The sequence below is a fragment of the Amycolatopsis sp. NBC_01307 genome (genome assembly GCF_035975215.1).
GTDB lineage: Bacteria > Actinomycetota > Actinomycetes > Mycobacteriales > Pseudonocardiaceae > Amycolatopsis.
On record NZ_CP108403.1, the window covers coordinates 2,705,412 to 2,720,050 of the forward strand.

The window sequence follows — 14,639 nt, forward strand, 5'->3', positions numbered from 1 at the left end:
GGGTTCAGCCTAGGTGAGCGAGCACGGCGACGACGGGCGCCGGCGGCTCTTCGTGGTGGCTCGCGGCGAGCTGCCAGAGCGGGGGAGCGGCGAACCGCCGCGCGGTGACCTCGGGAAACCGCGCCGCGGCCGACGCCGGCAGGACGCAGGCGGCCAGTCCGGCCCGCACCAGCGAAGCGGCGGCGGTGAGGTCGTCGGCCTCCAGGCTGACCCGGCGGTCGGCGAACGCGCGGTCGACGACCTCCCGGATCGCCCACCCGGCCGGGAAGTCGACGAGCGAGAGCCCGGAGAGGTCGCCGGGCGCGGAGCGGGAGCCGCCGGGGGCGGTGGCGAGGACGAGTTCTTCACACGCCAGGGGAGTGGTGACCAGGCCGCTGGAACCCGGCAGCGACGCGGATCCGAGCCCACCCGAGCCGGTCCCGGTGCGGGGATCCGGTGCGCCCTCGGCCGGGCTGGGAGCGCCGCAGGATCCCGGCTTGGCGCCGGCCGTGTCCCGAGGATCGGCGAACCCGGGCCTGGTGAACACCTTCAGTACGATGTCCACTGTGGACTCGGCGAGCGCGCACCCCAGCCGGTCCGCCGGCAGCTGGCGGACCTCGAGGTCCAGGCCCGGGTGCGCCTGCCGCAACGCCGCGAGGACCCGGTGCAGGTCGAGCAGCAACCCGGGGGCCAGGCCCAGCCGGACCCGCCCGTGGACGGGGGAGATCGCCGCGCGGGCGCGTTCCACCGCTTCGAGGGCCGCCCGCGCGGCGGGCACGAAGGCCTCGCCGGCGGGCGTCAGCGCCACACGGTGCGTGGTGCGGTGGAACAGCGGCGTGCCGAGGTCGCGTTCCAGCGCCCGCACGACGGTGGACACCGTCGACTGCACGGTGTGCAGGCGCAGCGCGGCCGCCGTGAAGCCGCCTTCCTCGGCGACCGCCACCACGACCGCGAGCTGGCGCAGGTCCATCACGTCACCTCGTCCAGCACGCCGGTCCGCTCGTCGAGGACGAACCCGCGCACCGCGCCGGTGTGCGGCAGGAACGGGCTGGCCCGCAGCCGCGCGATGCACTGCCGGACGTCCTGGGCCGGGTCGGTGAACGACTCCGCCGCCCAGCCCGGCCGGATCCCGGTCCGTTCCTCCAGCCGCCGCGCGAACTCCGTGTCGGTGAACGTGCGCATCCCGCAGTCGTGGTGGTGCAGCAGCACGATTTCGCGGGTGCCGAGCAGGTGCTGGCTGACGGTCAGCGACCGGATCGCGTCGTCGGTGACGGCGCCGCCGGCGTTGCGGATGACGTGCGCGTCGCCTTCCTGGAGCCCGAGCAGGCGGTAGACGTTCATCCTCGCGTCCATGCACGCGAGCACCGCCAGTCCGAGCCGCGGTCTCGCCGACATCAGCCGAGGATTTCGCGGGCGAGGGCCGCGGTCTCGCTCGGCGTCCGGCCGACGCGGATCCCGGCCGCCTCCAGCGCCGTCTTCTTCGCCTCCGCGGTACCGGACGAGCCGGACACGATCGCGCCCGCGTGGCCCATGGTCTTGCCTTCGGGCGCGGTGAAGCCCGCGACGTAACCCACGACCGGCTTGGACACGTGGGCGCGCACGTACTCCGCGGCCCGCTCTTCGGCGTCGCCGCCGATCTCGCCGATCAGCACGATCAGGTCGGTGTCCGGGTCCTTCTCGAACGCCTCGACGGCGTCGATGTGCGTCGTCCCGATGATCGGGTCGCCGCCGATCCCGACGCACGTCGAGAACCCGATGTCGCGCAGTTCGTGCATGAGCTGGTAGGTCAGCGTGCCGGACTTCGAGACGAGCCCGATCCGCCCCGGCCCGGTGATGTCGGCGGGGATGATCCCGGCGTTCGCCTTGCCGGGTGAGATGACGCCCGGGCAGTTCGGCCCGATGATCCGGGTCCGCCCGCCCGCGGTGACGGCGTGCGCCCACAGCCGCGCGGTGTCGTGCACCGGGACGCCTTCGGTGATCACCACCGCGAGGCCGATCCGGGCGTCGACGGCTTCGACGACGGCGTCCTCGACGAACGGCGGCGGCACGAAGAGCACGCAGACGTCGGCGCCGGTCCCGGCCATCGCGTCGGCGACACTGCCGAAGACCGGCAGCGTCGCCGAGGCGATCTCGACGTGCTGCCCGGCTTTGCGCGGGTTCACCCCGCCGACGACGTTCGTGCCGGCGGCCAGCATCCGCGCGGTGTGCTTCGCGCCCTCGGTGCCGGTGATGCCCGAGACGACGATCCGGCTGTTCTCGTCCAGGAAGATGGCCACGGGTCAGACCTCCGCGATCGCGAGCTTCGCCGCTTCGCGCGCGGCGTCGTCCATGGTGGCCACCACGGTGACCAGCGGGTGCGCGGCTTGTTCGAGGATTCGCCTGCCCTCGGCCACGTTGTTGCCGTCGAGCCGCACGACGAGCGGTTTCGTGGCCCGCTCGCCGAGGACCTGCAGCGAGCGCACGATCCCGGTCGCAACGGCGTCGCAGGCGGTGATGCCGCCGAAGACGTTGACGAACACGCTCCGGACCTGCGGATCCCCGAGGATGACGCTCAGCCCGGCGACCATCACCTCGGCCGAGGCGCCGCCGCCGATGTCGAGGAAGTTCGCCGGTCCGCGCGCGCCGGCGGCCGCGGCGGCCGCCGCGACGACGTCCAATGTGGACATGACGAGCCCGGCGCCGTTGCCGATCACGCCGACGTCGCCGTCCAGCTTGACGTAGTTGAGGCCCTTCTCGCGCGCGGCCCGTTCCAGCGGGTCGCCGTCGTGCGGGTCGTCGAACGCCGCCGAGCGGCGGAAGTCCGCGTTGTCGTCGAGGGTGATCTTGCCGTCCAGGGCGACGATCCCGGTGGCGGTCTTCGCCAAGGGATTCACCTCGACGAGCGTCGCGTCCTCGGCGACGAAGACGTCCCACAGCTTCTGGACGACCTCCGCGGCCTCCTCGCGGACGTCGGCCGGGAAGGCTTCGGCCACCGCCGAAGCGTCCACTCCGTGCACGGCGTTCACCGGAACCCGCAGCAGTGCTTCGGGTTTCGTCGCGGCGACCTCCTCGATCTCCATGCCGCCCTCGGTCGACGCCATGGCCAGGAACGTGCGGCCGGCGCGGTCGAGCAGGAACGAGACGTAGTACTCCTCGGCGATCTCGCTCGCCTCGGTGACGAGCACCCGGTGCACGGTGTGCCCCTTGATGTCCATGCCGAGGATGTCGTCGGCGGCCTGCTCGGCGTCGTCGGCCGTGCGCACGACGCGGACGCCGCCCGCCTTGCCGCGGCCGCCGGTCTTCACCTGGGCCTTGACCACCACCGGCCCGCCGAGGGACACGGCGGCGTCGCGGGCGGCGGCGGGATCGGCGGCGACGCGGCCGCGGGGGACGGGCACGCCGTGTTTCTCGAAGAGATCTCGGGCTTCGTGTTCGAAGAGGTCCATGCGGGGCGTCCTTCCGCGGTGCTGCAGGGCAAGGAGGTCCGCCGTGTCCGGGGCAGGCGATCGCACCCCGCGGGGCTGGGAAAAACCCTGCGGATGGGCCTGGACACGGGCTGCTTGAAGGGTGACTATATGCCTACCCCATACGGTATGCAATCTACAGTCTGCCGCGAAAAGGCCGCTGACCTCGGCTGTAACAACCGGACCTTCGGCCCGGGCCGGGGGCTCCGCCACCCGGAACCCCCGAAGGACCGGACAGGGGAGCGGCGACGAGCGAACGCCGGGCCAGAGAGACCCGGCGTGGACCAGAGGAGTCGAGCGAATGACAACCACAGGCACCACCGCGGGGGAGAGCGCCCGGTCGACGAACGGCGCGGAACCCGCGCCGGCGGAGATCTCGGGCGGCCACCTGGTGGCCAAGGCCCTCAAGGCCGAAGGCGTCGACACCATCTTCACGCTCTGCGGCGGCCACATCATCGACATCTACGACGGCTGCGTCGACGAAGGCATCAAGGTCATCGACGTCCGGCACGAGCAGGTCGCCGCGCACGCGGCCGACGGCTACGCGCGGATCACCGGCAAGCCGGGCTGCGCGGTCGTCACCGCCGGGCCCGGCACGACCGACGCGGTCACCGGCGTCGCCAACGCCCTGCGCGCGGAGAGCCCGATGCTGCTGATCGGCGGCCAGGGCGCGCTCACCCAGCACAAGATGGGGTCCCTGCAGGACCTCCCGCACGTGGACATGATGACGCCGATCACCAAGTTCGCCGCCACCGTGCCGCACACCGCCCGCGTCGCCGACCTGGTGTCGATGGCGTTCCGTGAGGCCTACGCCGGCGCGCCCGGGCCGTCGTTCCTGGAGATCCCGCGCGACGTCCTCGACGCGCGGGTCCCGCTGTCCCAGGCGCGCATCCCCGAGTCGGGCCGCTACCGCGCGTCCACGCGCAACGCCGGCGACCCCGCCGACATCGAGAAGCTGGCCGATCTGCTGGTGCACGCCAGGAAACCGGCGATCCTGCTCGGCAGCCAGGTCTGGACGACCCGCGCCACCGAACCCGCCGTGGACCTCGTGCGGACGCTGAACATCCCGGCGTACATGAACGGCGCCGGCCGCGGCACGCTGCCGCCGGGCGACCCGCACCACTTCCAGCTGTCACGCCGGTACGCCTTCGACAACGCCGACGTCATCGTCATCGTCGGCACCCCGTTCGACTTCCGGATGGGCTACGGCAAGCGGCTGTCCCCGGACGCCACCGTCGTCCAGATCGACCTCGACTACCGGACCGTCGGCAAGAACCGGGACATCGACCTCGGCATCGTCGGCGACGCCGGCCAAGTGCTGGCCGCCGTCGCCGAGGCCGCGTCCGGCCGCAGCGACAACGGCTCGGTCGGGCGCAAGGTCTGGCTCGAAGAACTGCAGGCCGTGGAGGAGAAGGCGAAGCAGAAGCGGTTGCCGCTGCAGCACTCCGACGCGACGCCGATCCACCCGTACCGCCTCGTCCACGAGATCAACGAGTTCCTCACCGAGGACTCGATCTACATCGGCGACGGCGGCGACATCGTCACCTTCTCCGGCCAGGTCGTCCAGCCCAAGTCGCCCGGCCACTGGATGGACCCCGGTCCACTCGGGACACTCGGCGTCGGCATCCCGTTCGTCCTGGCCGCCAAGCACGCCCGGCCCGACAAGGAGGTCGTCGCCCTGTTCGGCGACGGCGCGTTCAGCCTCACCGGCTGGGACTTCGAGACGCTGGTGCGGTTCGACCTGCCGTTCGTCGGGATCGTCGGCAACAACTCGTCGATGAACCAGATCCGCTACGGCCAGGCCGCCAAGTACGGCCTCCCGCGCGAACGCGTCGGCAACACCATCGGCGACGTCCGCTACGACGAGTTCGCCCGGATGCTCGGCGGGTACGGGGAAGAGGTCCGCGACCCGGCCGACATCGCGCCAGCGCTGCAGCGGGCCCGCGAGTCGGGCAAGCCGTCGCTGATCAACGTCTGGGTCGACCCGGACGTGTACGCCCCCGGAACCATGAACCAGACCATGTACAAGTGAGCGGAGACAAGATGGGTAAGGCACTGGAGGGCGTCCGTGTCCTCGACATGACGCACGTGCAGTCCGGTCCGTCGTCCACGCAGCTGCTCGCCTGGCTCGGCGCCGACGTGATCAAGCTGGAAACCCCCGGCCGAGGCGACATCACACGCGGCCAGCTGCGCGACCTGCCCGGCGTGGACAGCCTCTACTTCACGATGCTGAACGCCAACAAGCGCAGCATCACCCTCAACATGAAGAGCGACGAGGGCAAGGAAGTCTTCGAGAAGCTCGTCTCCGGCGTGGACGTCCTGGTCGAGAACTTCGGCCCGGGTGTCGTCGACCGGTTCGGTTACCCGTGGGAGAAGCTGGCCGCGCTCAACCCGCGGCTGATCTACGCCTCCATCAAGGGATTCGGCCCCGGCCGTTACGCCGATTTCAAGGCCTACGAGGTGATCGCGCAGGCCATGGGCGGCGCGATGAGCACGACCGGCTTCGAGGACGGCCCGCCGACCGCGACCGGCGCGCAGATCGGCGACTCCGGCACCGGCATCCACCTGGTGGCCGCGATCCTCGCCGCGCTGTACCAGCGCACGGGTACCGGCCGCGGCCAGCGCGTCCAGGTCGCCATGCAGGACGCCGTGCTCAACCTGTGCCGGGTCAAGCTGCGTGACCAGCAGCGGCTGGCGCACGGGCCGCTCGGCGAGTACCCGAACGACCACTTCGGCGACGAGGTCCCGCGCTCGGGCAACGCGTCCGGCGGCGGCCAGCCGGGCTGGGCGGTGAAGTGCGCGCCGGGCGGACCGAACGACTACATCTACGTCATCATCCAGCCGGTCGGCTGGGCCCCGCTCACCCTGCTGCTCGGCAAACCCGAGCTGGCCGAAGACCCGGCGTGGTCCACCCCGGAGGTCCGGCTGTCCAAACTGGACAAGGTGTTCGCGCTGGTCGAGGAGTGGACCGAGACGCACACCAAGTGGGAGGTGATGGAGGCGCTCAACGCCCACAGCATCCCGTGCGGCCCGATCCTGTCGACGCAGGAGCTGATCGAGGACGAGACCCTCGCCGCGCTCGGCTCCGTCGTCGAGGTCGCGCACCCGGAGCGGGGCAGCTTCAAGACCGTCGGCTGCCCGCTCAAGCTGTCCGACTCGCCCGTCGAGATCGAACGCTCGCCGCTGCTGAGCGAGCACACCGACGAAGTGCTCGGCGAACTCGGTTACGGCGAAGCCGAGCTGGACAAGCTCCGTTCGGCCGGGGTGATCTGAGTGGCGGATCGCGCGGCGGTCGAGAAGATCCTCGAACAGGCGGCGGCCGAGGGACGGTCTTCGCTGACCGCGCCCGAGGGGCGTGCGGTGTGCGAGGCGTACGGCATCCCGACGCCGGCCGAGCGGCTGGCGGCCACGGCCGAGGAAGCCGTGACGCAGGCCCTGGAGATCGGGCTGCCGGTGGTGCTCAAGATCGTCTCACCGGACATCCTGCACAAGACCGAGGCCGGCGGCGTCCTCGTCGGCCTGAAGGATCCGGAGGCGGTGTCGGCCGGGTTCGCGAAGATCGTCGAGAACGCCAAGGCGTACAACGCCGACGCGGAGATCCTCGGCGTCCAGGTGCAGCGGATGCTCACCGAGGGCCAGGAGGTGATCATCGGGTCGGTCACGGACCCGACGTTCGGCAAGATCGTCGCCTTCGGGCTCGGCGGCGTGCTCGTCGAAGTCCTCAAGGACGTCACGTTCCGGCTGGCGCCGACCAGCACCGAGGAAGCGCTTTCGATGCTCGACGGCATCCAGGCCGCGGAGATCCTGCGCGGGGTCCGCGGCGCCGAACCGGTCGACCGGGACGCGCTGTCGGGGGTGATTCACGCCCTCGGGCAGCTGGTCACCGACTTCCCGCAGCTGTCCGAAGTGGACCTGAACCCGGTGCTGGCCACGCCGTCGGGCGCCACCGCCGTCGACGTCCGGATCCTGATCGACCCGGACGCGGCGAAGGAGCCGGTGCGGTTCACCCAGGAGGAGATCCTCGCGTCGATGACGCGGATCATGAAACCGGCGTCCATCGCGGTGATCGGCGCGTCGGCCGAGGCCGGGAAGATCGGCAACTCGGTGATGAAGAACCTGGTCAACGGCGGGTACGCGGGGGAGATCCACCCGATCAACCCCAAGGCCACCGAGATCCTCGACCGCAAGGCCTACGCGAGCATCACCGACGTCCCCGGCGACGTCGACGTCGCGATCTTCACCATCCCGGCGAAGTTCGTCGCGGCCGCGCTGGAGGAGGCGGGGGCGAAGGGTGTCGCCGGCGCCATCCTCATCCCGTCCGGCTTCGGCGAGACCGGCAACATCGCGCTGCAGGACGAGGTCGTGGCGATCGCGCGCAAGCACGGCGTTCGCGTGCTCGGGCCGAACATCTACGGCTACTACTACACGCCGGAGAACCTGTCGGCGACGTTCTGCACGCCGTACGACGTCAAAGGAGGCGTGGCGCTCTCGTCGCAGAGCGGCGGTATCGGGATGGCGATCCTCGGGTTCAGCCGCTCGGCGAAGATGGGCGTGTCCTCGATCGTCGGCGTAGGGAACAAGGCCGACATCGACGAGGACGACCTGCTCACCTTCTTCGAACAGGACGAGCACACCGAGCTCATCGCCATGCACCTCGAAGACCTCAAGGACGGCCGGTCGTTCGCGGAGACGGCGAAGCGGGTGTCGCGGCGCAAGCCGGTCGTGGTGCTCAAGGCGGGCCGGACGTCGCAGGGCGCGAAGGCGGCGAGCTCCCACACGGGCGCGCTGGCCGGGAACGACAAGGTCTACGACGACATTCTGCGCCAGAGCGGCGTCATCCGGGCGCCCGGGCTGAACGACATGCTCGAGTACGCCCGGGGCATCCCGCTGCTGCCGACGCCGAAGGGCGAGAACGTCGTCATCATCACCGGCGCGGGCGGATCCGGCGTGCTGCTCTCCGACGCCTGCGTCGACAACGGCCTGAGCCTGATGGAGATCCCGCCGGACCTCGACACGGCGTTCCGGAAGTTCATCCCGCCGTTCGGCGCGGCGGGCAACCCGGTGGACATCACCGGCGGCGAGCCGCCCTCGACCTACCGCAACACGATCGCGCTGGGCCTCGAGGACGACCGCATCCACGCCCTGATCCTGGGCTACTGGCACACCATCGTCACCCCGCCCATGGTGTTCGCCGAGCTGGTTTCCGAGGTCGTCGCCGAGTACCGCGCGAAGGGCATCCACAAGCCCGTCGTCGCGTCGCTCTCGGGTGACGTCGAAGTCGAGGAAGCCAGCGACCACCTCTACCAGCACGGGGTCGTGGCCTATCCGTACACGACCGAGAAGCCGGTCGCGGTGCTCGGCGCGAAGTACCGCTGGGCCCGGGCCGCGGGACTGCTTTGAAGTACTCCACAGGGGCTGTCCGACCGACGAGGAAAGGACGAAGATCCACCGCACGACTGCACGCAGAGGGACATGAGTCAACGGTGACGAAAGAGAACTCTTATGACCGCAGCGACGTACCAGGAGATCGTTGACGAGAACGGACGGGTCTACCGAGTAGGCGAGACGCCGCAGGACATCATGGGGCGTTCGCGAAGCTGGATGGTGTGGCTGCCCTGGATCGCCATGATGGCGGTCAGTGTCTTCGAATACGGCTGGGGCGCCGTCGAAGGCACGTTGGAAGAGAAGTACGGCTGGTCGCTCAGCGACGCGTTCTGGCTGGCCAGCATCTGGGCCGTGTTCCAGGCCGGGGTCGCGTTCCCGGCGGGCCGGCTGCGCGAGAAGAACATCGTCTCGGCGAAGACGGCCATGCTGGCCGGCGCGGTGTGCAGTGGCATCGGCTACTTCACCATCTCCCACAGCGGCAACCTGGCCGTGGCCTTCATCGGGTATTCCATGCTCGGCGGGACCGGGGCCGGGCTGGTGTACGCGACCTGCATCAACATGGTCGGCAAGTGGTACCCCGAGAAACGGGGTGCGAGGACGGGCTTCGTCAACGGCGGGTTCGCCTACGGCGCCGTCCCGTTCATCTACGTGTTCGCCGCGTTCCTCACCCCGACGAACTACACGGTGATCCTCGACGTCATCGGCGTCTACATGCTGCTCGTCGTCGGGGTCTGCGGGTTCCTGTTCAAGGACCCGCCGAAGAGCTGGTGGCCCCAGGAGGTCGACCCGAAGAACTGGGCCGCGAACCGGCGGACCAAGAGCGGCGGGCTGGCCAAGAACCCGCCCGCGGTCAAGCAGTTCTCCCCGATGGAGGCGATCCGGACCGGCATGCTCCCGCTGATGTGGGTGTGCCTGGTGATCATCGGCGGGGTTTCCCTGTTCGGCATCAACTTCCAGGTGCCGTTCGCCAAGGAGAGCGGGTTCGGGGCGTTCGTCGCGGCGTCGTCGGCCGGGGTGCTCTCGATCGTCAACGGCACCGGCCGCGCCGTGGTCGGCTGGGTGTCGGACCGGATCGGCCGGCGGCAGACGCTCACCGTCGTGCTGGTGATCGCCGGTGGTGCGCAGTTCGGCGTGATGTACGCCGGGAACACGCACAACCTTGTGCTGTTCATGGTGTTCGCGTTCCTGACCGGGTTCGGCGGCGGGGCGTTCTACCCGCTGTTCGCCGCGCTCGTGCCGGACTACTTCGGCGAGAACAACAACGCGTCGAACTACGGCCTGGTCTACAGCGCGAAACTGATCGGTGGCGTCGGCGGCGGTGGCCTCGCCGCGGGGGTCATCAGCGCGTGGGGCTACACCGGCGCGTACATCCTCGCCGGGTGCATCGCGCTGCTGTCCGCGGTGCTGACGCTCTTCCTGCGCCAGCCCAAGCGGACGCACCACCAGCTCGCCGAAACCGAGCTGGTGGCGCGACCGTCCGCCGCCACTGGCGGCTAGTCCGGTAGCCCGCGCCCCGGTCCTGCGGACATCAGGACCGGGGCGCGTCCGGACGTTCGTGGTAGGCCTGGCGGGTCCGTTCGGTGTGCTTGGTCATGATCTGCTCGGCGGCACCGGTGTCCTTGGCCGAGATGGCGTTGATCAGCTCTTCGTGTTCGTGCCACGCGTCCTGGCCGCGGGGGCGGGCGATCGGCGTGTAGTACCAGCGGACCCGGCGGTCGACCAGGCCGATGAGTTCCGCGAGCACGGCGTTACCGGACAGTTCCGTGATGTACGCGTGCAGGGCGGCGTTCGCGGCGACGAGCCCCTCGGTGTCTTCGTCGGCGAGCGCCTTGACGCCGATGTTCTGCAGATCCCACAGGCGTTTGACGTCGTCCGCGGTGGCCCGCCCGGCGGCCAGCTTCGCGGAGTGCGTCTCCAGCACGCTGCGGACGCTCAGCAGCTGGTCGGCCTCTTCGTCGGTGGGCAGGTGCACGAACGCGCCCTGGGCGGGGCGGAGGTCGACCCAGCCTTCGCTCTGCAGCCGCTGCAGGGCCTCGCGGACGGGCTGGCGGCTGACGCCCAGGTACTCGGCCAGGTCGGCTTCGACCAGGTGCTGCCCGGGTTCGAGGGTGCGGTTGATGATCAGCTCGGCGAGGGCCTCGTAGACGACCTGGCGCAGTGGCGCGGGCCGTTCGACGCGCTTGGCGGGGGTCGAGCCGAGCGCGCCCTTGGCCGTGCGGCGGCCGGTCGGGCCGCGGTCGGGGAGCGGGGAAGCGGGCTGGCTCACGGGACACCTCGAAACGGAGTGGAACACGGCTGTCTGTTCTCAGGATACAGGTTTTGGTATGCAAAATCCCGGAATCTCACCCGGAGTGGGCGTTTTCGGTCGATGTGGATCAGTGTTCACCAGCGGAAATGACCGGTTGTGCCGGATTGTCACGCTTCGCTGCGCCGCCTGGGTGGTGCGCCTGGTTCCGATAGTGGATTCAGGATACTGTATGCAATCACGTGCTCGACCGAAGTGGGAGGCACATCATGAAGGTGGCTGTTCTCGGAGCCGGGGCGATCGGCGCCTACGTCGGGGCCGCACTGCACCGCGGTGGGACCGAGGTGCACCTGATCGCCCGGCGGGCCCACCTCGCGGCGATGCGCGAGCACGGCGTCCGCGTGCTGAGCCCGCGTGGCGACTTCACCGCGCACCCGCACGTCACGGACGACCCGGCCGACGTCGGCGAGGTCGACTACGTTTTCCTTGGCCTGAAAGCGAATTCCTACGCCACGAGCGGTCCGCTCCTCGCGCCGCTGCTGGGCCCGGAGACGGCGGTCGTCGCCGCGCAGAACGGCATCCCGTGGTGGTACTTCCACGGCCTGAAGGGGCATCCGCTCGAAGGCCGCCGCGTCGAGACGGTCGACCCGGGCGGCGCGGTGACGGCCGTGCTGGAGCTGCGTCGCGCGATCGGCTGCGTCGTCTACTGCTCGACGGTGATCGAGGAACCCGGCGTGATCCGGCACCTGGAGGGCACCCGGTTCTCCCTCGGCGAACCGGACGGCGAGATCTCCGCGCGCTGCACGGACTTGAGCGCGGCGATGGTCGCCGGCGGCCTCAAGGCGCCGGTGGAACCCGCGCTGCGCAACGACATCTGGGTCAAGCTGATGGGCAACGTCGCGTTCAACCCGCTCTCGGCGCTGACCCGGGCGACCATGGCGCAGATGTGCGAGCACGACGACACCCGCGCGCTCGTCGCCACGATGATGACCGAGGCCCTCGACATCGCCCGCGCGGCGGGCAGCGACCCGCAGGTGTCGGTGGAGAAGCGCATCGACGGCGCCTGGCGCGTCGGCCACCACAAGACGTCGATGCTGCAGGACCTCGAAGCCGGCAAGCCCCTGGAGATCGACGCGATCATCGGCGCGGTCGTCGAGCTGGCCGAGCTGACCGGCGTCACGGCACCCGCGCTGCGGCACGTCCACGCCGCCGTCGGCCTGCTCGACCGCACGGTCAACGCCCCGGTCCCGGTCGGATGACCGTCGAATTCCCCGACGTCCGCCAGGCCCGCGAGGAACGCGAGGTGATCGGCGGGTTCACCGCCCACGACCAGCTGCTGCCCGTCCTGCACGCGGTCACCGACCGGATCGGCTGGATCAGCCCGCGTGCCCTGAGTCTCATCGCGTCGACGTTGGGCGTCCGGCCGGCCGAGGTGGCGACGGTCGTCCGCACGCACCCGCGGTTCTCGCTGGAGGAACGTCCGGGACGGCAGCTGCGCGTGTGCACGGATGTCGCCTGCCGGGACGCCGGAGCGGACACCGTGTGCGACGTCCTCACCGAGCACGTCGGCGCCGCGGGGAAGGCGGTCGCCGGGGTCATGTGGCTGCGGAGCCCGTGCCTCGGCGCCTGCGAAGAAGCCCCCGCGGCGCTGGCGTTCCAAGCCGGCGACCCGCCGGTGACCGAACGGCTCGCCCCGGCGACGGGCGCGTCGGCGGTACTGAGCACCCGACGCCCGCTGGTCCCCGAGTCCGATGTGGACGGCTCCTGGGCGCACACGTGCTTCGCGGTCGAGGGCGGGCCGGCACCCGTTGACCTCAGTGCAGGTCGCGGGCTATTCTCGATATGCGAAAGAAAAATTCCGGATAGCGAAATTTGAGGACACGATGCCAGAAGAGGGGCACACCCTGCCGTACGTCGCGAACCTGTCGATCCTGTTCAAGGAGGTACCGCTGCTCGACCGGGCGGGAGCGGCGCGCGCGGCGGGCTTCACCGACGTCGAGTACTGGTGGCCATTCGACGTGGCGGTCCCGGCGCGGGACGACGTCGACGCCTTCGTGGCGTCGATCGAGCAGGCCGGGGTGGCGTTGCGCGGGCTGAACTTCTACGCCGGCGACATGGCGGCGGGGGAGCGCGGCCTGGTGTCGTGGCTCGGCCGGGAAGCCGAGTTCGCCGACAGCCTCGTCGTCGCGCTCGGCATCGCCGAACGTACCGGGTGCCGCAGCTTCAACGCGCTCTACGGCAACCGGCTCGACGGCGAAGACCCCGCCAAGCAGGACGACCTGGCGCTGGTCAATCTGGCGAACGCGGCCGAAGGCGCGGCGAAGATCGGCGCGCAGCTGGTCCTCGAACCGCTTTCCGGCGCGGACCGCTACCCGCTCAAGACCGCCGCGGACGCCGTGGCCGTGCTCGACGACCTCGGGCGCGGCAACGCGCGGCTGCTGGCCGACCTGTACCACCTGGCAGTCAACGGCGACGACCTGGACGCCTTGTCGACGACCCACATCGCCCGGATCGGGCACGTGCAGATCGCCGACGCGCCCGGGCGCCACCAGCCCGGCACCGGGACCGTCGACCTCGACGGCCACCTGCACAAACTCCAGGCCGCGGGTTACGACGGGTTCGTCGGGATCGAGTACGTCCCGGAACCCGACACCCTCGCCTCGCTGGACTGGCTGCCGATCACCCGAAGGGGACGAGCATGAAACTGGGATTCATCGGACTGGGCGTGATGGGCGCGCCGATGGCCGCGCACCTGGTCGCGGCCGGGCACGACGTCAGCGGCTTCGACGTCACCGCCGCGGCCGGCGAGAAGCTGCAGGCCGCCGGCGGGCGCGCCGCCACCGACGTGGCCGACGCCGTCGCCGGGGCGGCCGTCGTGATCACGATGCTGCCGAACCACCCGCAGGTCGAAGCGGTCGCGCTCGGCGACGGCGGGGTCCTCGCCACCGCCGCGCCCGGCACGCTGCTGATCGACATGAGCACGATCCGGCCCGAGACGTCGATCGAGGTCGCGAACGTCGCGCGGGACAAGAAGATCCGTGTGCTCGACGCGCCCGTGTCCGGCGGCCAGGCCGGCGCCGAGCAGGCCGCGCTGTCCATCATGGTCGGTGGCGATGCGGCCGATTTCGAGGCCGCGAAGCCGCTGTTCGAGGCGCTCGGCAAGACCATCGTGCACGTCGGGCCGCACGGCGCCGGCCAGGTCGTGAAGGCCGCCAACCAGCTCGTGGTGGGCGGGATCTACGGCCTGGTCGCCGAGGCGATCGTGCTGCTGGAAGCGTCCGGAGTGGACGCCGCGACGGGCCTCGACGTGCTCGCCGGCGGCCTGGCCGGCAGCCGGATCCTCGAGCTCAAGCGCAAGTCCATGGTCGGCCGCCAGTTCGCGCCCGGCTTCCGGATCGACCTGCACCACAAGGACATGGGGATCGCGCTGGCCGCCGCCCGGCAGGCCGACGTCGCGCTCCCGCTGACGGGCCTGGTCGCCCAGCTCGTCGCCGCCGGCCGTGCCATGGGGTACGGCTCCCTGGACCACTCGGCCCTGCTCAAGGTCGTCGAACAGTTGTCGGGCCGCGTCCCGGCGGAGGTGTGAC

Annotated in this window: 13 protein-coding genes; 8 read left to right on the plus strand and 5 right to left on the minus strand. The window is 70.7% G+C overall.

Annotated elements, in window-relative coordinates; all coding sequences use genetic code 11:
• Positions 1-4 precede the first annotated feature (4 nt).
• The 4 genes from OG439_RS11940 to sucC are packed head-to-tail and all read right to left on the minus strand — an operon-like array spanning position 5 to position 3,404.
• Positions 5-949, minus strand: a complete 945-nt coding sequence (locus tag OG439_RS11940) for a LysR family transcriptional regulator (protein ID WP_326949453.1) — start codon at positions 947-949, stop codon at positions 5-7.
• Positions 949-1,374, minus strand: coding sequence for a beta-class carbonic anhydrase (locus tag OG439_RS11945; RefSeq protein WP_305879324.1), 426 nt, complete (start codon positions 1,372-1,374; stop codon positions 949-951). The genes OG439_RS11940 and OG439_RS11945 overlap by 1 nt, the downstream gene beginning before the upstream one ends.
• Complete coding sequence (gene sucD, locus OG439_RS11950; protein WP_326949454.1) at positions 1,374-2,255, minus strand: succinate--CoA ligase subunit alpha; 882 nt, start codon at positions 2,253-2,255, stop codon at positions 1,374-1,376. The genes OG439_RS11945 and sucD overlap by 1 nt, the downstream gene beginning before the upstream one ends.
• Positions 2,256-2,258: 3 nt before the next feature.
• Positions 2,259-3,404, minus strand: coding sequence for an ADP-forming succinate--CoA ligase subunit beta (gene sucC, locus OG439_RS11955; RefSeq protein WP_326949455.1), 1,146 nt, complete (start codon positions 3,402-3,404; stop codon positions 2,259-2,261).
• A 319-nt stretch (positions 3,405-3,723) separates the two neighbouring features.
• Between sucC and OG439_RS11960 the strand changes: the two genes are divergently transcribed.
• The 4 genes from OG439_RS11960 to OG439_RS11975 all read left to right on the plus strand — a co-directional run bounded on the left by OG439_RS11960 (position 3,724) and on the right by OG439_RS11975 (position 10,304).
• The gene (locus tag OG439_RS11960) at positions 3,724-5,454 is read left to right on the plus strand and encodes a thiamine pyrophosphate-binding protein (protein ID WP_326949456.1); all 1,731 of its coding nucleotides are present in this window, start codon (positions 3,724-3,726) and stop codon (positions 5,452-5,454) included.
• Positions 5,455-5,465: 11 nt separating this feature from the next.
• A complete protein-coding gene (frc, locus tag OG439_RS11965) occupies positions 5,466-6,695 on the plus strand; it encodes a formyl-CoA transferase (protein WP_326949457.1) in 1,230 nt (409 codons plus the stop codon).
• A complete protein-coding gene (locus OG439_RS11970) occupies positions 6,696-8,822 on the plus strand; it encodes an acetate--CoA ligase family protein (protein WP_326949458.1) in 2,127 nt (708 codons plus the stop codon).
• Between the two features lie 102 nt (positions 8,823-8,924).
• On the plus strand, positions 8,925-10,304 hold the full coding sequence (locus OG439_RS11975; protein ID WP_326949459.1) for an OFA family MFS transporter: 1,380 nt from the start codon (positions 8,925-8,927) through the stop codon (positions 10,302-10,304).
• Positions 10,305-10,335: 31 nt separating this feature from the next.
• On the opposite strand, the gene OG439_RS11980 is transcribed toward OG439_RS11975, so the two are convergent.
• A complete protein-coding gene (locus OG439_RS11980; RefSeq protein WP_326949460.1) occupies positions 10,336-11,073 on the minus strand; it encodes a GntR family transcriptional regulator in 738 nt (245 codons plus the stop codon).
• Positions 11,074-11,321: 248 nt separating this feature from the next.
• Here OG439_RS11980 and OG439_RS11985 point away from each other — a divergent pair, with 248 nt between their 5' ends.
• The 4 genes from OG439_RS11985 to OG439_RS12000 are packed head-to-tail and all read left to right on the plus strand — an operon-like array spanning position 11,322 to position 14,638.
• On the plus strand, positions 11,322-12,311 hold the full coding sequence (locus OG439_RS11985) for a 2-dehydropantoate 2-reductase (RefSeq protein ID WP_326949461.1): 990 nt from the start codon (positions 11,322-11,324) through the stop codon (positions 12,309-12,311).
• A complete protein-coding gene (locus tag OG439_RS11990) occupies positions 12,308-12,928 on the plus strand; it encodes an NADH-quinone oxidoreductase subunit NuoE family protein (protein WP_326949462.1) in 621 nt (206 codons plus the stop codon). The genes OG439_RS11985 and OG439_RS11990 overlap by 4 nt, the downstream gene beginning before the upstream one ends.
• Before the next feature lie 7 nt (positions 12,929-12,935).
• On the plus strand, positions 12,936-13,754 hold the full coding sequence (locus OG439_RS11995; protein WP_326949463.1) for a hydroxypyruvate isomerase family protein: 819 nt from the start codon (positions 12,936-12,938) through the stop codon (positions 13,752-13,754).
• Complete coding sequence (locus OG439_RS12000; protein ID WP_326949464.1) at positions 13,751-14,638, plus strand: 2-hydroxy-3-oxopropionate reductase; 888 nt, start codon at positions 13,751-13,753, stop codon at positions 14,636-14,638. The genes OG439_RS11995 and OG439_RS12000 overlap by 4 nt, the downstream gene beginning before the upstream one ends.
• The last annotated feature ends 1 nt before the right edge of the window (position 14,639 follow it).